The 21,778-nt window shown below is 61.4% G+C and carries 23 protein-coding genes; 18 read left to right on the top strand and 5 right to left on the bottom strand.

Going from position 1 to position 21,778, the window contains the following annotated elements; all coding sequences use genetic code 11:
• Positions 1 to 5: 5 nt before the first annotated feature.
• From rpsA to NQE15_RS18970, 13 genes are all read left to right on the top strand, one after another.
• Positions 6 to 1,685 (top strand): 30S ribosomal protein S1, encoded by a 1,680-nt coding sequence (gene rpsA, locus NQE15_RS19030; protein ID WP_265943709.1) that lies wholly within the window; start codon positions 6 to 8, stop codon positions 1,683 to 1,685.
• A 12-nt stretch (positions 1,686 to 1,697) separates the two neighbouring features.
• Positions 1,698 to 1,982 carry an integration host factor subunit beta gene (locus NQE15_RS19025; protein WP_265943707.1) on the top strand — a complete coding sequence of 95 codons (285 nt, stop codon included), beginning with the start codon at positions 1,698 to 1,700 and terminating at the stop codon, positions 1,980 to 1,982.
• 69 nt (positions 1,983 to 2,051) lie between these two features.
• A complete protein-coding gene (locus tag NQE15_RS19020; RefSeq protein ID WP_265943704.1) occupies positions 2,052 to 2,333 on the top strand; it encodes a LapA family protein in 282 nt (93 codons plus the stop codon).
• Positions 2,330 to 3,502, top strand: coding sequence for a lipopolysaccharide assembly protein LapB (gene lapB, locus NQE15_RS19015; RefSeq protein WP_265943702.1), 1,173 nt, complete (start codon positions 2,330 to 2,332; stop codon positions 3,500 to 3,502). Before NQE15_RS19020 ends, lapB begins: the two co-directional genes overlap by 4 nt.
• Positions 3,503 to 3,511: 9 nt before the next feature.
• A complete protein-coding gene (locus tag NQE15_RS19010; protein ID WP_265943701.1) occupies positions 3,512 to 4,831 on the top strand; it encodes a UDP-glucose dehydrogenase family protein in 1,320 nt (439 codons plus the stop codon).
• A gap of 12 nt (positions 4,832 to 4,843) precedes the next feature.
• The gene (rfaE1, locus tag NQE15_RS19005; RefSeq protein WP_265943699.1) at positions 4,844 to 5,770 is read left to right on the top strand and encodes a D-glycero-beta-D-manno-heptose-7-phosphate kinase; all 927 of its coding nucleotides are present in this window, start codon (positions 4,844 to 4,846) and stop codon (positions 5,768 to 5,770) included.
• Between the two features lie 9 nt (positions 5,771 to 5,779).
• Positions 5,780 to 6,778 carry an ADP-glyceromanno-heptose 6-epimerase gene (rfaD, locus tag NQE15_RS19000; RefSeq protein WP_265943697.1) on the top strand — a complete coding sequence of 333 codons (999 nt, stop codon included), beginning with the start codon at positions 5,780 to 5,782 and terminating at the stop codon, positions 6,776 to 6,778.
• The gene (gene cysM / locus NQE15_RS18995; RefSeq protein ID WP_265943695.1) at positions 6,771 to 7,670 is read left to right on the top strand and encodes a cysteine synthase CysM; all 900 of its coding nucleotides are present in this window, start codon (positions 6,771 to 6,773) and stop codon (positions 7,668 to 7,670) included. The genes rfaD and cysM overlap by 8 nt, the downstream gene beginning before the upstream one ends.
• Complete coding sequence (locus NQE15_RS18990; RefSeq protein WP_265943693.1) at positions 7,667 to 8,452, top strand: 3'-5' exonuclease; 786 nt, start codon at positions 7,667 to 7,669, stop codon at positions 8,450 to 8,452. Before cysM ends, NQE15_RS18990 begins: the two co-directional genes overlap by 4 nt.
• A 59-nt stretch (positions 8,453 to 8,511) precedes the next feature.
• The gene (ppa, locus tag NQE15_RS18985) at positions 8,512 to 9,060 is read left to right on the top strand and encodes an inorganic diphosphatase (RefSeq protein WP_265943691.1); all 549 of its coding nucleotides are present in this window, start codon (positions 8,512 to 8,514) and stop codon (positions 9,058 to 9,060) included.
• 5 nt (positions 9,061 to 9,065) lie between these two features.
• A complete protein-coding gene (locus NQE15_RS18980) occupies positions 9,066 to 10,673 on the top strand; it encodes an NAD+ synthase (protein ID WP_265943689.1) in 1,608 nt (535 codons plus the stop codon).
• Positions 10,674 to 10,698: 25 nt separating this feature from the next.
• Positions 10,699 to 11,037, top strand: coding sequence for a P-II family nitrogen regulator (locus NQE15_RS18975; protein WP_265943687.1), 339 nt, complete (start codon positions 10,699 to 10,701; stop codon positions 11,035 to 11,037).
• A 17-nt stretch (positions 11,038 to 11,054) separates the two neighbouring features.
• The gene (locus NQE15_RS18970; RefSeq protein WP_265943685.1) at positions 11,055 to 11,402 is read left to right on the top strand and encodes a hypothetical protein; all 348 of its coding nucleotides are present in this window, start codon (positions 11,055 to 11,057) and stop codon (positions 11,400 to 11,402) included.
• On the opposite strand, the gene NQE15_RS18965 is transcribed toward NQE15_RS18970, so the two are convergent.
• Positions 11,399 to 11,965, bottom strand: coding sequence for a Smr/MutS family protein (locus NQE15_RS18965; protein WP_265943683.1), 567 nt, complete (start codon positions 11,963 to 11,965; stop codon positions 11,399 to 11,401). The genes NQE15_RS18970 and NQE15_RS18965 overlap by 4 nt on opposite strands.
• A gap of 11 nt (positions 11,966 to 11,976) precedes the next feature.
• Positions 11,977 to 12,933 (bottom strand): thioredoxin-disulfide reductase, encoded by a 957-nt coding sequence (gene trxB, locus NQE15_RS18960; protein WP_265943681.1) that lies wholly within the window; start codon positions 12,931 to 12,933, stop codon positions 11,977 to 11,979.
• Between the two features lie 129 nt (positions 12,934 to 13,062).
• Between trxB and NQE15_RS18955 the strand changes: the two genes are divergently transcribed.
• From NQE15_RS18955 to lolA, 3 genes are read left to right on the top strand one after another with little or no spacing between them, the layout of a single operon-like run.
• Positions 13,063 to 13,725 carry a Crp/Fnr family transcriptional regulator gene (locus NQE15_RS18955; protein WP_265943679.1) on the top strand — a complete coding sequence of 221 codons (663 nt, stop codon included), beginning with the start codon at positions 13,063 to 13,065 and terminating at the stop codon, positions 13,723 to 13,725.
• A 2-nt stretch (positions 13,726 to 13,727) separates the two neighbouring features.
• Positions 13,728 to 16,028 carry a DNA translocase FtsK gene (locus tag NQE15_RS18945; RefSeq protein WP_323054912.1) on the top strand — a complete coding sequence of 767 codons (2,301 nt, stop codon included), beginning with the start codon at positions 13,728 to 13,730 and terminating at the stop codon, positions 16,026 to 16,028.
• On the top strand, positions 16,025 to 16,645 hold the full coding sequence (gene lolA / locus NQE15_RS18940) for an outer membrane lipoprotein chaperone LolA (RefSeq protein WP_265943677.1): 621 nt from the start codon (positions 16,025 to 16,027) through the stop codon (positions 16,643 to 16,645). Before NQE15_RS18945 ends, lolA begins: the two co-directional genes overlap by 4 nt.
• Positions 16,646 to 16,654: 9 nt before the next feature.
• On the opposite strand, the gene NQE15_RS18935 is transcribed toward lolA, so the two are convergent.
• Complete coding sequence (locus tag NQE15_RS18935; RefSeq protein WP_265943675.1) at positions 16,655 to 17,056, bottom strand: hypothetical protein; 402 nt, start codon at positions 17,054 to 17,056, stop codon at positions 16,655 to 16,657.
• Positions 17,053 to 17,400 carry a GFA family protein gene (locus NQE15_RS18930; RefSeq protein WP_265943673.1) on the bottom strand — a complete coding sequence of 116 codons (348 nt, stop codon included), beginning with the start codon at positions 17,398 to 17,400 and terminating at the stop codon, positions 17,053 to 17,055. Before NQE15_RS18930 ends, NQE15_RS18935 begins: the two co-directional genes overlap by 4 nt.
• Positions 17,401 to 17,653: 253 nt before the next feature.
• Here NQE15_RS18930 and NQE15_RS18925 point away from each other — a divergent pair, with 253 nt between their 5' ends.
• Positions 17,654 to 18,970, top strand: coding sequence for a replication-associated recombination protein A (locus NQE15_RS18925; RefSeq protein ID WP_265943671.1), 1,317 nt, complete (start codon positions 17,654 to 17,656; stop codon positions 18,968 to 18,970).
• Positions 18,970 to 19,545: a DUF4126 domain-containing protein gene (locus NQE15_RS18920; protein WP_265943668.1), complete on the top strand. Its 576-nt coding sequence runs from the start codon at positions 18,970 to 18,972 to the stop codon at positions 19,543 to 19,545. The genes NQE15_RS18925 and NQE15_RS18920 overlap by 1 nt, the downstream gene beginning before the upstream one ends.
• Here NQE15_RS18920 and NQE15_RS18915 read toward each other — a convergent pair.
• Positions 19,520 to 21,691, bottom strand: coding sequence for a 4Fe-4S binding protein (locus NQE15_RS18915; RefSeq protein ID WP_265943666.1), 2,172 nt, complete (start codon positions 21,689 to 21,691; stop codon positions 19,520 to 19,522). The two genes, NQE15_RS18920 and NQE15_RS18915, sit on opposite strands and share 26 nt — an antisense overlap.
• Between the last annotated feature and the right edge of the window lie 87 nt (positions 21,692 to 21,778).

Genomic DNA, 21,778 nt, shown 5'->3' with positions numbered 1-21,778 from the left:
CGTCAATGGAATCTTTTGCTCAACTATTTGAAGAATCCCTGGCTCGCCAGGAAATGCGTCAAGGCGAAGTCATCACTGCAGAAGTGGTGCTCATCGATCACAATTTCGTTGTGGTCAATGCCGGCCTGAAATCGGAATCCTATGTTCCGCTCGAAGAATTCCTGAACGATCAGGGCGAGCTTGAAGTCAAGGTCGGTGATTTTGTTCAAGTTGCCATCGAGATGCTGGAAGACGGCTACGGCGCCACGCGCCTGTCGCGCGATCGCGCCAAGCGCATCGCCGCCTGGAACTTCCTGGAACAGGCCCTGAACGATAACTCCCTGGTTACCGGTACTATCACCGGCAAGGTCAAGGGCGGCCTCACCGTCATGTCCAACGGCGTCCGTGCCTTCCTCCCGGGCTCCCTGGTCGACATGCGTCCGGTCAAGGACACCACCCCGTACGAAGGCAAGACCCTCGAATTCAAGGTTATCAAGCTCGATCGCAAGCGCAACAACGTGGTCATGTCCCGTCGTGCCGTGCTCGAAGCCTCCGCTGACAAGGATCGCGAAAAGCTCCTCGAGAACCTCAAGGAAGGCACCACCGTCAAGGGTATCGTCAAGAACATCACCGATTACGGCGCATTCGTCGACCTCGGCGGTATCGATGGCCTGTTGCACATCACCGACCTGGCTTGGCGCCGTGTCCGTCACCCGAGCGAAGTGCTCAATGTCGGTGACGAAGTTACCGCCAAGATTCTCAAGTTCGACGCCGAGAAGAACCGCGTCTCGCTGGGCATGAAGCAACTGGGCGACGATCCTTGGGTCGGCATTGCTCGTCGTTACCCGGCCGGTACCCGCCTCTTCGGCAAGGTCACCAACCTGACCGACTACGGCTCATTCGTCGAAATCGAACAAGGCATCGAAGGCCTGGTGCACGTTTCCGAAATGGACTGGACCAACAAGAACGTCCATCCGTCCAAAGTCGTTTCCCTGGGTGACGAAGTCGAAGTCATGATCCTGGAAATCGACGAAGAGCGTCGCCGCATCTCCCTCGGTATGAAGCAGTGCAAGCCGAATCCGTGGGACGACTTCGCGATGAACCACAAGAAGGGCGACAAGGTCCGTGGTGCCATCAAGTCGATCACCGACTTCGGCATCTTCATCGGCCTGCCTGGCGGTATCGATGGCCTGGTTCACCTGTCCGACCTGTCCTGGTCCGCGACCGGCGAAGAAGCCATCCGCAACTTCAAGAAGGGTGACGAAGTCGAAGCCCTGGTTCTCGGCATTGACGTCGAGAAGGAACGTATCTCCCTCGGCATCAAGCAGATGGAAGGCGATCCCTACACCAACTTCATCGCTACCCACGAGAAGAACAGCATCGTCAATTGCACCGTCAAGTCGGTCGATGCTCGCGGCGCCGTGCTCACGCTGGATGGTGAAAACGAAGGCTATCTGCGTGCTTCCGAGTTCTCGCGTGATCGCATCGACGATCTGTCGCAGCACCTGAAGGTGGGCGATACGGTTGAAGCCATGATCATCAACGTCGATCGCAAGACCCGTGGTATCAACCTGTCGATCAAGGCCAAGGACAATGCCGAACAGCACGAAGCCATGCAGAAGTTATCTGCTGAGTCTTCCGCTGCTGCTTCCGGTACGACCAACCTGGGTGCCCTGTTGAAGGCCAAGCTCAACCAGCAAGGCTGATAAGGCGATAGCATGACCAAATCCGAGCTCATCGCCCGACTGGCGGAACGTTTTCCGCAGTTGGTGGCGAAGGATGCTGATTTTGCGGTCAAGATGATTCTCGATGCGATGTCCGAAGCACTTGTGCGAGGAGATCGTATCGAGATCCGCGGATTCGGCAGCTTTGCGCTCAACTACCGGCCGCCGCGCACCGGCCGCAACCCCAAGTCGGGGGAGAAGGTCAGTGTTCCGGCCAAATGGGTTCCCCATTTCAAGGCCGGCAAAGAATTGCGCGAACGGGTCGATCAGTCGATCTGACGCCGTGCAGGCGCATTGTGGTAGATTCAGGGCAGTGAGTCATTTCACTGCCCTTTTTTATTGAATGTCATGACAGCATTGACCTGGGCCATCAGGCTCATCATCTTTTCCTTTCTGGTCGTATTTGCCATTCAGAATACCGATCCGGTCAGCCTCCATTTTCTGCCTGACCAGTTCTGGCAGGCACCACTGGTGATCGTTCTGCTCGCGTTTTTTGCCGGCGGGGCCATCATGGGCGTGCTATCAGTGCTGGGTATCCTGTATCGTCAGCGTCGCGAAATCTCCCGTCTCAAGCGCGCTGCCGGCAAGAATCCGCCTGTCGATGTGCCGGAGTTGCCACCGGCGGTATGAACGATCTCTTTGAATACTGGCAGTTGCTGCTGATCCCGGTTTTCTTCGGGCTGGGTTGGGCGGCAGCACGTGTGGACATGCGCCAGGTCGTGCATGAGTCGAGCGCTCTGCCGCGCTCTTATTTTCAAGGGTTAAATTTCCTGCTCAACGAGCAGCCCGACAAGGCGATCGACTCCTTTCTGGAAGTCGCCAAGGTCGATTCGCAGACCGTCGAATTGCACTTTGCCCTTGGTAACCTGTTTCGCCGGCGTGGCGAAACTGAACGAGCCATTCGCATGCACCAGAACCTGATCGATCGCGGTGATCTCGAGGATGGTGTTCGTCTGCACGCCCTCGCAGAACTGGGCCAGGATTATCTGAAGGCTGGTCTGCTCGACCGTGCCGAGGAGATTTTCAACAAGCTGATCGGCACCAGTTTCGAGCCGGATGCCAAGCGAAACCTGCTGGAAATCTATCAGGTCGAGAAGGAGTGGCTGAAAGCCATCGACCTTGCCCGCGAATTGCCGGACGTCGCAACGCAACAGGAAGTGGCCGAGTTCTACTGCGAACTGGCGGCCAGCGAAATCATGCGTTCCAAGCCGGATTCGGCGCGCAGCTATCTTGAGTTGGCCATGCAGCAGAATCGCAAATGTGTGCGGGCGAGTCTGCTTCAAGGCGATCTCCTATTGCAGGAAGCTCGGCTGGAAAATGCCATCGAGGCCTGGCAGCGTATCGAGCAGCAGGACCCGGGTTACCTTGCCCTGGTTGCCCAGCGCCTGCTCGAAACCTATCGCAAACTGGAGCGCCGCGATGAAGGCATTGCGCTGCTCAGCGGCTATCTGGAACGTTATCCCTCGCTCGACCTGCTCGACGTCGTCTACCAGCTGGTGCTCGAAGGCGAGGGGACCGAGGCCGCCTATCGCCTGGTGCGCGCCGAGCTCCAGCGTAACCCGACGCTGCTCGGCCTAGAGAAACTGATGAGCGCCCGCCTGCCGCTGGTGGCGCCCGAGGTTCGGCCGGATGTCGAATTGGCCAAGACTATCATCCAGGGCTACACCAAGCGCCTGTCGCGCTATCGGTGCGATAATTGCGGCTTCAAGGCCCGCCAGTTTTACTGGCGCTGTCCGGCCTGCGGCGGCTGGGAAACATACCCGCCGCGCCGTAGCGAAGAATTCGATCAAACTTTGTAGGAAATACTCATGAAAATCACCGTTGTCGGTACCGGCTATGTCGGTCTGGTCAGTGGCACCTGTCTGGCCGAAGTGGGCAATGACGTTCTCTGCCTCGACGTCGATCCCGAGAAGATTCGCATCCTCGAAGAAGGCGGCATCCCGATCTACGAACCGGCCCTCCAGGAAATGGTCCGCCGCAACGTCGCAGCCGGCCGTCTGCACTTCACCACCGATATCGAAAAGGCCGTCCAGCACGGCACCATCCAGTTCATCGCTGTCGGCACGCCGCCCGACGAAGACGGCTCGGCCGACCTCCAGTACGTGCTCGGGGCCGCCCGCAACATCGGCCGCCTGATGACCGACTACAAGGTCGTCGTCGACAAGAGCACTGTCCCGGTCGGTACCGGTGCCAAGGTCAAGGCGGCAATTGCCGACGAACTCGCCAAGCGCGGCGTCGACATTCCCTACAGCGTGGTCTCCAATCCGGAATTCCTCAAGGAAGGCGCGGCCGTTGAAGACTTCATGCGCCCCGACCGCATCGTCGTCGGTGCCGAGGAAGAACAGGCCATCCACCTGATGCGCGCGCTCTATGCACCGTTCCAGCGCAATCATGAGCGCCTGATCATCACCGACGTCAAGAGCGCCGAACTGACCAAGTACGCAGCCAACGCCATGCTGGCGACGCGCATCAGCTTCATGAACGAACTGGCCAATCTGGCCGAAGTGCTCGGTGCGGATATCGAAATGGTCCGCCAGGGTATCGGCTCCGATCCCCGGATTGGCTACCACTTCCTTTACCCAGGCTGCGGTTACGGTGGCTCCTGCTTCCCGAAGGACGTCAAGGCCTTGATCGCCACCGCCCAGGACGATGCCAACATCACCCTCAAGGTGCTGACCGCCGTCGAAGAAGCCAACGACGCCCAGAAGCATTTGCTGACTAAGAAGCTGAAAGCCCGCTTCGGCGACCTCAAGGGCAAGCACTTCGCCCTCTGGGGCCTGTCCTTCAAGCCGAACACCGACGACATGCGTGAAGCCCCGAGCCGTGAGCTGATCGCCGACCTCTTCGAAGCCGGCGCCACCGTTTCCGCCTATGACCCGGTGGCCATGCATGAAACGCAGCGCATCTACGGCGACGAGCCGCGTCTTCAATACGCCGAGAACCCGATGGGTGCGCTCGACAAGGCCGACGCCCTGGTCATCGTCACTGAGTGGAAGGAATTCCGCAGCCCGGATTTCGATGCTATCAAGGCCACCTTGAAGAACCCGGTCATCTTTGACGGCCGCAACCTTTACGATCCCAAGTTTGTGCGTGGCCAGGGCATCGAATATTTCGCTATCGGGCGCTGAGCGGTCAACGACATGTTGGAAAAGGTTTCACAGGTTCGCCTGCTTGTGGTCGGCGACGTCATGCTCGACCGTTACTGGTTCGGCGAGGTCAACCGGATCTCGCCGGAAGCGCCGGTGCCGGTGGTCAAGGTTGAACGCCAGGAGGAGCGCCTTGGCGGCGCTGCCAACGTTGCCCGCAATGCGGCTTCGCTGGGTGCTGTGACGGCGCTGCTCTCGGTGGTCGGTGACGACGATGCAGGACGCGCTCTTGGCCGCTTGCTCGAAGATGGGCAAATCGACGCCGGCCTGCATATCGATCGCGATATCGACACCATCGTCAAGCTGCGCGTCATCGGCCGCCAGCAACAGCTACTGCGGATCGATTTCGAAACGCCGCCCTCGCATGAAATCCTGCAGGCCAAGCTCGCCGATTTCGAACGTCGGGTGGCCGACGCCGATGTCGTGATCCTCTCGGATTACGGCAAGGGCGGCCTGACCCACATCGCCGAGATGATCCGTATCGCCCGTGCCGCAGCCAAACCGGTGCTGGTCGACCCGAAGGGTGACGAGTGGGGCAAGTATGCCGGCGCCACGGTGATTACGCCGAACCGTTCGGAACTGCGCGAAGTGGTCGGTCGCTGGTCGTCGGAAGAGGATCTGATCGCCAAGTCGCAGAAACTCCGCGCCGAACTCGGCATCGAAGCCCTGCTGGTGACCCGTAGCGAAGAGGGCATGACCCTGTTCGCCGATGGCGAAACGCACCACCAGGCGGCCAAGGCCCGGGAAGTGTTCGATGTCTCCGGTGCCGGCGATACGGTGATCGCCACGCTGGCCGTGATGATTGCCGCCGGGGCCGATTGGGCAGAAGCCATTCGCATCGCCAACGTAGCGGCCGGTATTGTGGTTGGCAAGTTGGGAACAGCCGTCGTCACCCGCCAAGAACTAGCAGCAGCACTGTAAGGAAAACCCATGTACACAGTCGTTACCGGCGCTGCCGGCTTCATTGGCTCCAATATCGTCAAGGCGCTCAACGAGCGTGGCGTGACCAAGATCATTGCCGTCGACAATCTGACCAAGGCCGACAAGTTCAAGAACCTGATCGATTGCGAGATTGCCGATTACCTCGACAAGCACGATTTCATCGAGCGCATTCAGGCCGGTCACTTCGATGGCGAAATCGAGGCGATTTTCCATGAAGGTGCCTGCTCCGACACCATGGAGACCGATGGGCGCTACATGATGGAGAACAACTACCGTTACTCCATGATCTTGCTTGACTGGTGCCAGGACCAGGACGTGCAGTTCCTCTATGCCTCCAGTGCCGCGACCTACGGCAGCACCAACGTTTTCAAGGAAGAGCGCCAGTACGAGGGGCCGCTCAACGTCTACGGCTACTCCAAGTTCCTGTTCGATCAGGTCGTGCGCCAGCGTCTGGCGCAAGGCCCATCGTCGCAGATCGTTGGCTTCCGCTACTTCAACGTCTATGGCCCGCGCGAAACCCACAAGGGGCGCATGGCCTCGGTGGCTTTCCATAACTACAACCAGTTCAAGGCCGACGGCAAGGTCAAGCTGTTCGAGGGCTCGCATGGCTACGAGAACGGCGGGCAGATGCGCGATTTCGTCTTCGTTGGTGATGTCGCAAAGGTCAATCTGTTCTTTCTCGAGCATCCGGATCAGTCCGGCATCTTCAACCTCGGTTCCGGTCGGGCGCAGAGCTTCAACGACGTCGCGGTGGCTGCGGTCAATGGTTGTCGCAAGACTCGAAACGAGGCGCCGCTGGCGCTCGAAGAGTTGCGGGCACAGGGCTTGCTGGAATACGTCGCCTTCCCCGAGGCGTTGAAGGGCAAGTACCAGGCATTCACGCAGGGCGATCTGACCCGTTTGCGCGCTGCCGGCTACGCTGCACCGATGGCCACGGTAGAGGAGGGCGTCTCCCAATACATCGAGTGGCTCCATAAAAATGTATAAAACCCTGCAGGATTTTGTCGGAAACACGCCGCTGGTGCGCCTGGTGCGCATCCCGGGCGTCGAAAACGACCGGCGCGGCAATGTCATTCTGGCCAAGCTGGAAGGCAACAACCCAGCCGGCTCGGTCAAGGACCGCCCGGCGCTGTCGATGATCGTCCATGCCGAGGCGCGTGGCGACATCAAGCCGGGCGATACGTTGATCGAGGCGACTTCCGGCAATACCGGCATCGCGCTGGCCATGGCGGCGGCGATGAAGGGCTACAAGATGATTCTGGTGATGCCGGAGAACCAGAGCATCGAGCGCCGCCAGACCATGCGCGCCTTCGGTGCGGAGCTGGTTCCGACGCCGAAGGATGGCGGCATGGAGTTGGCGCGCGACGTCGCCGACCGCATGCGCGACGAGGGTAAGGGCATCATCCTCGATCAATTCGCCAACCCGGACAATCCGCTGGCCCATTTCGAGGGCACTGGCCCGGAAATCTGGCGCGATACCGAGGGCAAGATCACCCATTTCGTCTCCAGCATGGGCACCACCGGCACCATCATGGGCACCAGCCGTTTCCTCAAGGAAGCCAACCCAGAAATTCAGATTGTCGGCTGCCAGCCGGAAGACGGTAGCCAGATTCCCGGCATCCGCAAATGGCCGGATGCCTACCTGCCGAAAATTTACGACAAGACCGACGTCGATCGCATCGAATACGTCAGCCAGGCCGATGCCGAGGCGATGACACGGCGCCTGGCCATGGAAGAGGGTATCTTCGCCGGTATTTCGTCGGGCGGCGGCGTTGCGGTCGCCCTGCGCCTGTCGCAGCAACTGGAAAATGCGGTGATTGTCAGCATCATCTGCGACCGTGGTGACCGTTACCTGTCGACGGGCGTTTTCCCGGCATGAAGCCAGTTCTGGTTTTCGACATCGAGACGATTCCCGATGTCGCCGGCCTGCGTCGGCTGAACGATCTGCCGGCCGCGCTTTCCGACGATGAGGTCGCCGAGCTGGCCTTTCAGCAGCGCCGTGCCCGGACCGGCAACGATTTTCTGCAACTGCACCTGCAGCGCGTGGTCACCATATCCTGCGTCTTGCGTACCAGCGAGGGCCTGAAAGTCTGGTCGCTCGCCGAGCCGGATTTGAGTGAAGGGGCGATCATCCAGCGCTTCTTTGACGGTATCGAGAAATTCACGCCGCAGATCGTTTCCTGGAATGGCAGCGGTTTCGACCTGCCGGTGCTGCATTATCGCGGCATGCTGCATGGCGTTGCGGCGCCGCGCTACTGGGATCTCGGCGACGGCGATTACTCCGATTCCCGCGATTTCAAGTGGAACAACTACATCAGCCGCTACCACATGCGCCATCTCGACCTGATGGACCTGCTCGCGCTCTACAATGCACGCGCCAATGCACCGCTCGACGATCTGGCCAAGCTCTACGGTTTTCCCGGCAAGCTCGGCATGGATGGCGGCAAGGTCTGGGAAGCCTGGCAGGCCGGCAAAAGCGCCGAGATTCGCGACTACTGCGAAACCGACGTCATCAATACCTACCTCGTCTATAACCGCTTCCGTCGCCTGCGCGGCGAACTGACGGCGGAAGAGGAAGTCGCCGAGGGCGAGTTCGTCAAGGCGCAACTGGCCAAGATCAATGCGCCGCACTGGCAGGAGTTTCTTGCCGCCTGGGGCTGAAGAAATCTAGGCCGGCGTTATAATCACCGATTCGCAAAACCAACCGCAGAGAGATAAAAATGGCTCTTAACAACGTTCCTTCCGGCAAGTCCCTTCCCGACGATTTCAATGTCATCATCGAAATTTCCGCGCATTCCGAGCCGGTCAAGTACGAGGTTGACAAGGAAAGCGGTGCGATTTTCGTCGACCGCTTCATGTCTACCTCCATGCACTATCCTTGCAACTACGGCTACATTCCGCACACCATTGCCGGCGACGGTGACCCGGTCGATGTGCTGGTCGTTGCTCCGTTCTCGCTGCCACCGGGCGTCGTAGTCCGCTGCCGTCCGCTCGGCCAGTTGTCGATGACCGACGAAGGCGGTGAAGATGCCAAGCTGCTGGCCGTGCCGGTCGACAAGCTGACCCCGCTCTACAAGGACGTCAAGACTTACGAAGACATGCCGGAACTGCTGCGCAAGCAGATCTCCCACTTTTTCGAGCATTACAAGGATCTCGAGCCGGGCAAGTGGGTCAAGGTCAACGGCTGGGAAGGCATCGAAGCCGCCCGCAACGAAATCATGACCGGCATCCAGCGTTACAACGACGCGAAAGACAAGCCGAACTACTGAGCTCCATGCTGCGTATCGCCGTTGCCCAGTTCAACGCTACCGTCGGCGATCTGACGGGCAACGTCGAACGCATCCTGAAGTGCGCGACCGAGGCGAAAGCCCGCGGCGCGCACGTTCTGTTGACCCCGGAACTGGCCCTCTGTGGCTATCCGCCGGAAGACCTGCTGCTGCGCCCGGATTTCTACCGGGCCTGCAGTCAGGCGCTCGATGAGCTGGCCAGTCGCGCCGAGGGCATTACCCTCATCGTCGGTCACCCGGAAGAAAGCGAAGGCCACTGCTACAACGCGGCCACGGTCATCGAGGATGGCCGGAAGAAGGCGACTTACCGCAAGATTCGCCTGCCCAATTACGAAGTTTTCGACGAGAAGCGCTATTTCGATGCCGGCACCGATGCCTGTATCGTTACCCTTGGTGGCGTGCGCTGCGGCATCAATATCTGTGCCGATATCTGGGAGTCCGGTGCAGCCGAAATGGCGCATGCCGCCGGTGCTGAGTTGCTTCTGGTCCTCAACGCCTCGCCCTGTCATCTTGAGAAACACCAGCAACGTTCCCAGGTCCTCGGCGAGCGGATTGCCGCCACCGGAATTCCGGCAGTTTACTGCAATCTCGTTGGTGGTCAGGACGAGCTGGTCTTCGATGGTGCCTCGTTTGCCCTGGATGTCGACGGCAACTGCCGGATGCTCCTGCCGCAGTTCGAGGAGGCGCTGGGCATCGTCGATTTCTCGGCCGGCCAACTGAGCTCCGAAGATCAGGCAGCCGAACTGTCGCTCGAGGCCGAGGCCTATCAGGCCCTGGTGCTGGGCGTTCGCGACTATATCGGCAAGAGCGGTTTCCCGGGTGCGATCATCGGCCTGTCGGGCGGCATCGATTCGGCGCTGACCCTGTGCGTCGCTGTCGATGCGCTGGGGGCTGACAAGGTGCGGGCGGTGATGATGCCTTCACCGTACACGGCGCAAATGAGTCTGGTCGATTCGCGCGAGATGATCAGGAAGCTCGGCGTGCGTTATGACGAGATTGCCATTGCGCCGGCGATGCAGACTTACGCGGCGATGCTCGACCCGCTGTTCCTTGGTCTTGCGGCCGATACCACGGAAGAGAACATCCAGGCGCGCATTCGCGGCAACCTGCTGATGGCGCTGTCCAACAAGACCGGCGCCCTGGTGCTGACCACCGGCAACAAGTCTGAAATGGCGGTCGGCTACTGCACCCTGTATGGCGACATGGCCGGTGGTTTCGCGGTCATCAAGGACGTTTACAAGACCTTGGTTTATCGCCTGTCGCGTTACCGCAATACGATTTCTCCGGTGATCCCGGAAAACATCATCGTCCGGCCGCCTTCCGCCGAACTGAAGCCGGACCAGACCGACCAGGATTCGTTGCCGCCCTACGAAGTGCTGGACGCCATCGTCCGTGCCTATATGGAAGAGGATCGCAGTCCACGCGAGATTATCGCCAGCGGTCTGCCGGAAGATGCCGTACGCCGCGTCGTTCGCTTGCTGCGCATTGCCGAATACAAGCGTCGCCAGGCGCCGGTCGGTATTCGCATTACACCGCGTGGTTTTGGCAAGGATTGGCGCTATCCTATTACCAACCGTTATCAAGACGAATTTTAAGAAACCGAATCGAGAGGGACAGACCATGAAAAAAATCGAAGCCATCATCAAGCCATTCAAGCTGGACGAAGTTCGCGAGGCGCTGTCGGAAGTCGGTATCTCTGGCCTGACGGTAACCGAGGTCAAGGGCTTTGGCCGCCAGAAGGGGCATACCGAGCTCTATCGTGGCGCTGAGTATGTGGTCGACTTCCTGCCCAAGATCAAGATCGAGATCGTGGTCAACGGCGAGCAGGTCGATCCCGCCATCGAGGCCATCATCAAGGCCGCTCGTACCGGCAAGATCGGCGACGGCAAGATTTTCGTCACGGCGGTCGAACAGGTCGTTCGTATTCGGACCGGTGAAACCAACGAAGCCGCAATTTGATCATTGGGAGCCGGCCCGTGGATAATTCAGAAAACATTGATGTTTCGGAACTGCGGGCCAAGCTGACAGCGCTTCTTGGTGAAGACAGGAAATACTACCCGACGCAGATTGAAGAGCGCTTTCCCCGCATTCTGGTGCAAATCGTTGCCCAGTGGGGTAAGCCCGAACTGGACGCCTATCTGAACGAGTTGATGTTGCCGAACCGGCCTGGGCGTCAGGGCTTTCCACCGGCTATCGCGATGGAGATTTTCCATCTGGTCAATGTGCATTCGGGACTCAATCTCTCAGTGCGCAGCTCGGGTACTGGCTGGTCGGGGGTGGATGATCCCGAGCAATTCAAGAAGGCGCTGAAGCGGGAGGACTAGCTCTTCCCGGAGGCCTTGGCGGGCTGGTTTTTCTGGGCCCGAAGCAGGACAAGCAGCGCGCCTTCTCCACCGTCCTGCGGTCGTGCCTGGCTGTAGGCAAGGACTTCATCGCGTTGCATCAGCCATCCGCGCACCAGTTGGCGCAGGATCGAAATTTTCTGCGGTGAACCCAGCCCCTTGCCGTGCACGACTCTGACGCAGCGTCGGCCACGTCGGATATTCTCGGCCAGAAACTCGGCCAGTAGCAGGCGCGCCTCTTCCCGGTTCAGTCCGTGCAGATCGATCTCGTCCTGCACCACCCAGCGGCCGCGCCGCAAGTCGCGCAATACGCTGCTGGTCAGGCCGGTGCGCAGGTAGTTTGGCTCGTCACCGCCCTCCAGGCGGTCCTGCAGGCCAATCGCTCCGTGCAGGCTTTCATGCAGGGCGGCGCGTTCGTCGGCCAGGTGTTGCAGCGGGCGGGGTGGTGGCATCGGGCTGCCAAGCTGCACGCGATCGGACGCCGGTAGCGGCCGGGCATCGGCCACTGCCGCCTGAAAGGCCGCGAGGTCGTCCGGGTCGATCACGCTGGTGGGAATTAACTGAGCTGGTCCAGATAACGCTCGGCATCGAGCGCCGCCATGCAGCCGGTAGCTGCCGAGATGCAGGCTTGCTTGTAGATCTGGTCGGCCACGTCGCCGGCCGCGAAAACGCCGGGGATGCTGGTTTGCGTGGCATTGCCGATGCGACCGGCTTCGGTGATCAGATAGCCGCCTTCCATTGCCAGCTGGCCGGCGAAGATGTCGGTGTTCGGCTTGTGGCCGATGGCGATGAAAACACCGTGCACATCCAGGTCCTGCGGAGCGCCGGTTTGGGTGTTCTTGACGCGCAGGCCGGTGACGCCGGAATCGTCGCCGAGCACTTCGTCCACGGCGTGGTTGTAAAGAATGGTGATCTTGCCGGCCTTTTCTTTTTCGAACAGCTTGTCCTGCATGATTTTTTCAGCGCGGAATTTGTCGCGGCGGTGAATCAGCGTTACATGGCTGGCAATATTGGCCAGGTAGAGGGCTTCCTCGACAGCCGTGTCGCCGCCGCCGACGACGGCGACCGGTTTGTTGCGGTAGAAGAATCCGTCGCAGGTGGCGCAGGCGGAAACACCCTTGCCGGCGAACTTTTCTTCCGAGGGCAGGCCCAAATACTGGGCCGAGGCGCCGGTGGCGATGATCAGGGCATCACAGGTATAGGTCCCGGTGTCGCCGGTGAGCGTGAAAGGCCGTTCGGTTACTTTGGCGGTATGGATCTGGTCGAAAATGATCTCAGTCTCGAAGCGACGGGCATGGGCTTCGAACCGGGCCATCAGTTCCGGACCCTGGACGCCGTCGGCGTCGGCCGGCCAGTTGTCGACGTCGGTGGTCGTCATCAGTTGGCCACCCTGGGCGAGGCCGGTGATCAGCACTGGTTTCAGATTGGCGCGGGCGGCATAGACGGCAGCGGTATAGCCGGCGGGGCCGGAACCGAGGATGATGAGCGGACTGTGGCGGGGTGATTGGGACATGACGATCCTCTTGGGTGATTGATCGGAAAATTATAGCCTTCTCTGAGTGTCCGTTTTTTTCCGAGTTCCTGTGCTATTTGGGAAAGCGGTTTATAATTAATACGTAACCCCATGAACGGAAACTGATTTATGTCTACTACCAATTGCGGCCTGAGTCTGGTTGTATTGCGTAATGTGCCGCTGTTTTCGGGCCTGAATGAATCCGAACTGGAGAAGTTGTCCAAGGTTTCGGGGCGCAAGCGGGCGGAACGGGGTTCTTTTGTGGTTCGGGCCGGCGAGAGTACCGATTCGCTCTACATTATGCTGACTGGTCGCGCCAAGGTCACCAACACTGACGAGGAAGGGCGGGAGATCATCCTGGCCTGGCTCGGGCCGGGTGAGTTTTTTGGCGAGATGGGCTTGATCGATGGCAGCCCGCGTTCGGCTAACGTCGTCGCCAGCGAGCCTTGCGAACTGTTGATTCTGAGCCGGGACGCCTTCCAGCGCTGCCTGCAGGACAATTTCCTGGTGGCGCAGAAACTGATGCAGATTCTCGTCCGCCGTCTGCGTGAGGCCGATCGCAAGATCGAGAGCCTGGCGCTGCTTGATGTCTATGGGCGGGTCGCTCGCCTGCTACTCGAACTCTCCGTGGAAGAAGACGGTCGGCGGATCGTCAAAAAGAAAATTTCAAAGCAGGATATGGCAAGAATGATTGGTGCGTCGCGCGAGATGGTCAGCAAGGTTATGCGCGATCTGGAATTGAGTGGTTACATCGCCTGTGAACACGATCTGGTGGTCATTCTGGGATCATGAGGATGGGCGCAAGAACAATCGACCGCGGCTCGCCGAGTCCGCTGCCGGACAAGATCGGCACCCTGTTGCAGGAGTCGCGCTGGCTGGGAGTCGGTGCCGTCGCGCTGTTCCTGATCATGGCGCTGTGGGGCTTCAGCAAGCAGGATCCGGGCTGGTCGCATGCGATCGCCTCGAACACCCTGCACAATCCGGCCGGCCGTGCCGGGGCATGGATCGCCGACCTGATGCTCTACGTTTTCGGACTCTCCGCCTGGTGGTGGATCGTGCTGCTCGGCATGTCCGTCTGGTGGGGCTTCCGCAAGCTCAATTCGGCCAGCGAAGACCGGCGCCCGCTGTTTGTCGCGCTGGGCGGGTTCACTTTTCTGCTGATCGCCAGTTGCTCGCTCGAGGCCATGCGTTTCTATTCGCTGCAGGCCGAATTGCCGCTCGCGCCGGGCGGGCTGCTGGGTATCGAGGCCAGCCGCTTTCTGGCCCGCCAGCTCGGCTATACCGGCTCGACCTTGTTCCTGCTGGCGGCGATGGCGGCCGGCTGGAGCGTTTTCTCCGGTATGTCCTGGTTGTGGGCCTTCGAGAAACTCGGGGGCTTTCTCGAGACCTCCCTTGGCTTCTTCTACGGTCGGGTCGATGCCTGGCGCGACCGCAAGATCGGCCGCGAAGTCGCGCAACAGCGTGAAGTCGTCGTCGAGGAAGAGAAGCGACGTGGCGAACTGCACGACCCGATCATCATTGAAACGCCGAAGCCCGAGGTGCCGGTCTCGAAAAAAGCCGAGGCCCGCATCGAGCGCGAAAAGCAGGTGGCGCTCTTCCCCGAGGCGATCATCGGCGGACAATTGCCGCCGCTGCATCTGCTTGACCCGGCGCCGCCGGCCACCGAGACGGTTAGCGCCGAGACCCTGGAATACACCTCGCGCCTGATCGAACGGAAGCTTGCCGACTTCGGCGTTCAGGTCAAGGTCCTGGCTGCCATGCCGGGGCCGGTGATCACCCGTTACGAAATCGAGCCGGCGGTCGGCGTCAAGGGCGCCCAGATCGTCAATCTGGCGCGCGACTTGGCCCGCGCCTTGGCCATGGTCTCGATCCGCGTCGTCGAAACGGTCCCCGGCAAGTCCTGCATGGCGCTAGAATTGCCCAATCCGCGGCGGCAGACGGTCAAGCTCTCGGAAATCATTTCCAGCAAGCCCTACAACGACATGACCAGCCCGCTGACGGTCTGTCTCGGCAAGGACATCGGCGGTCAGCCGGTGGTCGCCGACTTGGCCAAGACGCCGCACCTGCTGGTCGCCGGGACGACCGGTTCCGGCAAGTCGGTCGGCGTCAATGCGATGATCCTCTCCATGCTCTACAAGGCGGAACCAGAGCATGTGCGCCTGATCATGGTCGACCCGAAAATGCTGGAACTCTCGATCTACGAGGGCATCCCGCACCTGCTGGCGCCGGTCGTCACCGACATGAAGCAGGCCGCCAACGCGCTGCACTGGTGCGTTACCGAAATGGAAAAGCGCTACAAGCTGATGTCGGCGATGGGCGTGCGCAACATTGCCGGCCTCAACACCAAGATCCGCGAAGCCGAAAAACGCGGCGAGCACATCCCGAACCCGCTGACCCTGACCCCGGAAACGCCCGAGCCGCTCAAAGTCATGCCCTTCATCGTCGTCATCATCGATGAGCTGGCCGACCTGATGATGGTGGTCGGCAAGAAGGTCGAGGAGCAGATCGCCCGCCTGGCCCAGAAGGCCCGCGCCTCCGGCATCCACCTGGTGCTGGCGACGCAGCGCCCGAGCGTCGACGTGATCACCGGCCTGATCAAGGCCAACATCCCGACCCGCCTGTCCTTCCAGGTTTCCAGCAAGATCGACTCACGTACCATTCTCGACCAGATGGGGGCCGAAGCGCTGCTCGGCCAGGGCGACATGCTCTACTTGGCGCCGGGCACCGGCTACCCGACCCGGGTCCATGGCGCCTTCGTCTCCGACGACGAGGTGCATCGCGTTGTCGAACATCTGAAAGCGACCGGTAAGCCGGAATATGTCGAAGATATCCTGACCGGTGCTGCCGGCGATGATGAAGAGGGCGGCGAAAGCGGCGAGGGCGGTGGCGATGCCGAGAGCGATCCGCTCTACGATCAGGCCGTCGATATCGTGCTCAAGAACAAGCGGGCCTCGATCTCGCTGGTCCAGCGTCATCTGCGCATCGGCTACAACCGCTCGGCGCGGCTGATCGAGGCCATGGAAAAAGCCGGCTTGGTGACGGCGATGGACGGCCGCGGTGGCCGCGAAGTGATTGCCCGCAAGGAAGCTGAATGAAATTTGCCGTAAAAATGCTGTCGGTTGCTGCCATTGCCGTTTTTCCGCTGTTCGCCGAAGCCGGCGCGGTCGATCAGTTGCATCAGTTCCTGACCAATACCCGCACGCTGAAAGCCGAATTCACCCAGGTGGTGATCGGCAAGAGCGGCCGCAAGCCGCAGAACTCTTCCGGCCTGGTCGCCATTTCCCGGCCCGGCAAGCTGCGCTGGGACATCCAGAAACCCTATCCGCAACTAGTGGTCGGCGACGGCGAGAAAATCTGGATCTACGACACCGAGTTGAAGCAGGTCACGGTGCGCAAGGCCGGGCAGGCGATCAGCGGCTCTCCGGCAGCGATTCTTTCCGGTAACAACGATCTGGAAAAGAATTTCACCTTGGCCGAAGCCGGCGAAGCCGAAGGCATGGCCTGGGTCGAAGCCACCCCGAAGGCCAGCGACAGCGGTTTCGAGAAGGTCCGCCTCGGTTTTTCCGGTAGCGACCTGAAGGCCATGGAGTTGCAGGATAGTTTCGGGCAGACCACCCATATCCGCTTTACCCGACTGGAACGCAATCCGGCATTGCCGGCCAATACCTTCAAATTCACGCCGCCGGCCGGCGTGGACGTCGTCGGCGAGTAGGAAGCAGCCCTAAGCCTTGCTCGTGCAGCGTGCCAGGATCAGCGGCATGGCCGCGAACAGCCCGAGCATGAGCAGATAGACGCCACCCGAAACCGGATCGCGGCTGGCGAGGTAGTCGCCAAGCGAGCGGTCCTGAAGCATTGCGGCGAGCAGGATTTCGGCGCCGAGTAGCAGGATCAGCGCGACGAGACCGGTGGTAAGGCGTACCGAAACAACTCTCGCCAAAGCGAAGCGCCTGGCAACAAAGCGCGCCGCCCACCAGATCGCCACCAGCATGAACGGCATCTCGAGCAGTTCGGCCAGACGCTCGCCCAGGCGCGGCACCAGGAAAAGGACGCGCACCGTCCCCATGGCGAAACCTGCGGCAAACGCCAGCCCAAAGTAGGCGATGCCGGCCTTGATGGCCTTCACAACGAACGCCCGTCGAAGTTCTGCACGGGGATGGCCGCCAGGTCGACATCTTCCAGGCAGCGAAGGTTGATGGCGGCCATCTGCTTGCCCTTGGGATCGACCCCCTCGGCGTAAGGGTGAATGCCGCAAACCGGGCAGAAACGGTGCTGGATGACGTGCTTGTTGAAGGTGTAGGTGCCGGCGGCATCTTCCGGCGTCAGCAGTTTCAGCTTATCTCTCGGCACGAACCACAGCAGCGACCCCTTGCGCGAACAGATCGAGCAATTACAGGCGACGGCGCCCTTGATCTCACCTTCGACCTCGTACGCCACCCGACCACAGTGACAACTCCCTTTGTAGATCATCGGTCATACCTCCTTGCGTATGGAATTCGTCAGGATAGTCCAGCCCGGCATTCTTGCTTATAGCCTTCTTGACGGAAAAAATGCCTTGTTGCCAGGTAAGGGGGGCGGTTTCATGGCTTACGCCATCCGGGATCGCTTACTTTGCGGCACGCTTTCGCGACGCATTGGCCGCTCTCCGGTTACGATATCTGTCTCGCACAATAGCCGTCCGGCCATGCCGCGGTATCACTTCTTCGCTGGATGCAATGTAACGATGTCTGAAGACCTTTTTTCGCAGCATGCCGATGAGCACCGGCATGCACCTCTTGCCGAACAACTGCGGCCGCAAACGCCGGACGAGGTGATCGGCCAGCAGCACCTGCTCGGGCCAGGCAAGCCGCTGCGCCTGGCTTTCGAGTCGGGGCAGCCGCATTCGATGATCCTCTGGGGGCCGCCCGGCGTCGGCAAGACAACGCTGGCACGGATGATGGCGACCCAGTTCCAGTGCGAGTTCATCGCGCTCTCCGCCGTCTTCTCCGGCATCAAGGAGGTGCGCGAGGCGGTGGCGCAGGCCGAGATGTGGCGGGGGCAGGGCAAGCGGACGATCCTTTTCGTCGATGAAATCCACCGCTTCAACAAGGCGCAGCAGGACGGCTTCCTGCCTTTCGTCGAATCCGGCTTGCTGACCTTCATCGGGGCAACCACCGAGAACCCGTCGTTCGAGGTCAATTCCGCCTTGCTGTCGCGCGCTTCGGTCTATGTGCTGAAGTCGCTCGACGAAGCCGAGATGGGCACCCTGTTCGACCGGGCCGGCGAACGGGCGCTGGCCGACCTCAGTTTCGACGCCGCGGCCCGCGAGCGGCTGATCGGGCTGGCCGATGGCGACGCGCGGCGACTGCTCAACCTGCTCGAACAGGTGCGCACGGCGGCCCATACGGCGGGCATCGCGACGGTCGATGGCGCCTTTATCGACGCCACCATGGCGCAGAGCCTGCGCCGTTTCGACAAGGGCGGCGACGCCTTCTACGACCAGATTTCCGCCCTGCACAAGTCGGTGCGCGGTTCCAACCCGGATGGCGCGCTCTACTGGCTGACCCGCATGCTCGACGGCGGCGCCGACCCGCGCTACCTGGCCCGGCGCATCATCCGCATGGCCTGGGAAGACATCGGCCTGGCCGACCCGCGTGCCATGCAGATGGCCAACGACGCGGCGGCGACCTACGAACGTCTCGGCTCGCCGGAAGGCGAACTGGCCCTCGGCCAGGCCGTGATCTACCTCGCCGTCGCCGCCAAGTCGAACGCCGGCTACAACGCCTACAACGCGGCACGCGCCTTCGTCGCCAAGGATGGCTCGCGGCCGGTGCCGGTCCACCTGCGCAACGCGCCGACCAAGCTGATGAAGGAACTCGGCTACGGCCACGCCTACCGCTATGCCCATGACGAGCCGGAAGCCTATGCCGCTGGCGAGACCTACATGCCGGACGGCATGGCCGAGCCGGGCTGGTACCAGCCGACGCCGCGCGGGCTGGAGGGCAAGATCGGCGAGAAATTGGCCCATCTGCGCGAACTGGACCGCAAGGCCAAAAAATAATGGACCTGGTCCAGACCATCGCCCTCTCGGCCGGTCTGGCCTGGGCCAGCGGTTTGCGGCTGTATCTGGTGGTTTTCCTGGCCGGGGTATTGTCATATTTCGGTTATCTGCAGCTGCCGGAAACCCTGTCCGTGCTCAGGAACCCGCTGGTGATCGGGGCGGCCGGCCTGATGGCCTTCGCCGAACTGGTCGCCGACAAGATCCCGGCCTTCGATTCGCTGTGGGACAGCGTTCAGACCTTCATCCGGATTCCCGCCGGGGCGCTGCTCGCCGCGCTGGCCTTGGGCGAGGCCGATCCGTCGTGGATGGTGGCGGCCGGCCTGATCGGCGGCACGATCACGGCCGGCACCCATTTCGCCAAGGCCGGCAGCCGGCTGGCGATCAATACCTCGCCCGAGCCGTTTTCCAACTGGTTGGCCTCGTTCGGCGAGGAGGGCATGGTGCTCGGCGGGCTGTGGGCGATGATTGCTTCGCCGCTGCTGTTTCTCGGCCTGCTGCTCCTTTTCCTGATCCTCGCCGGCTGGCTGCTGGCCCGTTTCTGGTCGTTGCTCAGTCGCCTGCTGCGCCGCGCATGACGCCTTTCGGGGTGAGGACCATCCCCTTCTTCTCGTAGAGCAGGATCGGGGTGCAGCGTTGGGCGTCATGGTAGATGCCGACGCAGTCCAGGCACTGGAAGCAGGCGTCGTAACGGATTTCGCCGCTCGGTTCAATGGCGTCGTAGGCGCATTTGGCCTTGCAGCTCTGGCAGGGCTTGCCGCACTCGGCGCGGCGGGGCAGCCAGTCGAAACGGCGCAGACGCCCGCCGAGCGACATCACGCCGCCCAGCGGGCAGATGAAGCGACAGAAGAACTTGTAATAGAAGGCGCCGACCAACAGCAGGCCGGCGGCATAGGCGACGAACGGCCAGTTGCGGTCGAAACCGACGGTGATGGCGGTCTTGAAAGGTTCGATTTCGTTCAGGCTTTCGCCCTGGCGGGGCAGGAAGAGGGCGGCGCCGACCAGCACGGCAAGGACGAGGTAGCGACCGCCTTCGAGACGCTTGGCCAGCGCCAGCGGAATGTGCAGGCGCGGCACATGCAGCCGGCGGGCGAGCCAGCCGACGAATTCCTGCAGGGCGCCGAACGGGCAGAGCCAGCCGCAGAACGTACCGCGTCCCCAGATCACGAAGCTGAACAGCGTGAAGGCGATGAGCAGCAGCGAGATCGGATCGTAGAGAAAGCTCGCCAGACCCTGGCCGGCCTTCAGCGCCTTGAGGGCGCCGGTGACCTGGACGATGGAGAGTTGCCCCTGAGCGTACCAGCCGACATAGAGCAAGGTGAAGCTCAGGAAGCCGAGGCGGAAAATCTTCAGGCGCCGGGCGTCGATCGATATCCAGCGCGGGCGGGTGAGGACGACGCTGAGCAGGATCAGCGCGGCGCTCAGGATGGCGAGATCAAGTCCGCGCTGCTGCCAGGCCAGGAGCCATTCCGGCAGCGGTGCCGGCGGGTAGATGAAGAGCCGGGCCGGCGGGGCGTAAGACAGGCTGACTGTCTGGTGGGTCAGGGTGGGCAGGATCATGCCTTTGGCCCGGGTGATGGTCAGGCTCAGTTCAAGTGGCCGGCCGGGGTCGAGTCCGGCCTCGGCATAGACGCCGAACAGGCGGGAGGTATTGAGCTCCAGCGGGCCGGCGATGGCGGTCGGGTCGAAACCCTGGTCGCGCAGTTCGAGAAACAGGCCGTCCTGCGCCATGCGCAGCCGGGATGACTGGCCACCGGGTACGAAATTGTCATCGACGATGGGGTAGCGCCCGGCCGAGCCGATCCACCACAGGTGCCGGTTCTCGAAATTGCGCGCCATCGCCGCCTGGTACTGCGCCTCGCCGAGAATGGCGCGGCCGATGCTCGGCGTGTTCAGGTAGGCGATATAGATGTCGGCGAAGACCGCCTCGGGCTGGGCGAGACCCTCTTCATCGATCCCGGCGCCGTCGGTTCCGGCGAACAGCTTTTCGACCTCGGCGTTGCTCAGGCGCAGGTGTCCGACCATGCCGTTGTTCAGCATTTCGGCAAAAGTCAGTGGGGCGTCGATCTCCGGGCGCACCTGGGCGGCTGGGCCGCGCTGGCTGCGGTCGGCGAAACCCAACTTGGCACGGGCGACTTCGAGCGCGGCGCCGAGCACCGTCTGGTTGACGATGCGCACCGAGGCGGTGGCCTTGGCAACGCCGTCCAGCGTCGTCTGGTCGCTCCGGCTGTCGGCCGGGCCGCTGCGGTTGCGGGCGGCATTGAGGGCGATCAGGAATTGCTGCTTGAGATTGCGGCCGGCGTATTGGGTGACGAATTCGCGAAGCGGCGCTTCACCGAGGCCGCCGAGGAAGACCGGTTCGTGTTGGCGCAGCAGTTCGACGTTGAGGAAGTTCCCCTTGCGGTCGATCGAGACCAGGAAATTCATCGGCGTGCCCTCGAAGCCGGGAACCGGTGCCAGATCGATCGATTCGAACACGTAGCCGACCGGCCCGCCTTCCGGCTCCAGTTCGCTGGTCAGCGGCCAGGCGGGAATCTGGCTGAGCTTTTCCTGAACGTGCAGTGGCGGCTGGAAGCGCCGTTCGATGTCGGCCTTGCTCAGCTCGCCGGCGTCGGCGGCCGGGAAGATTCCGCTGGTCAGGAATAGGCAGAAAACGCTCAAAAAGCGAATGAGCGCGATGGCCGTGGCGCGTGAACGCGATGCAACTGGAAATGGACTTCCCATTGCTGTCTCCGAGGTTGCGCGGGCATTTTCGGATGTCTTTTGTTATGCCGGCCATGGTAACGAAATTCATTGGCCAACGGTGCGGAA

The organism is Dechloromonas sp. A34, assembly GCF_026261605.1.
Lineage (GTDB): Bacteria > Pseudomonadota > Gammaproteobacteria > Burkholderiales > Rhodocyclaceae > Azonexus.
The sequence above is the reverse complement of the archived record's forward strand: the minus strand, read 5'-3'. Positions and strand labels throughout refer to the sequence as shown.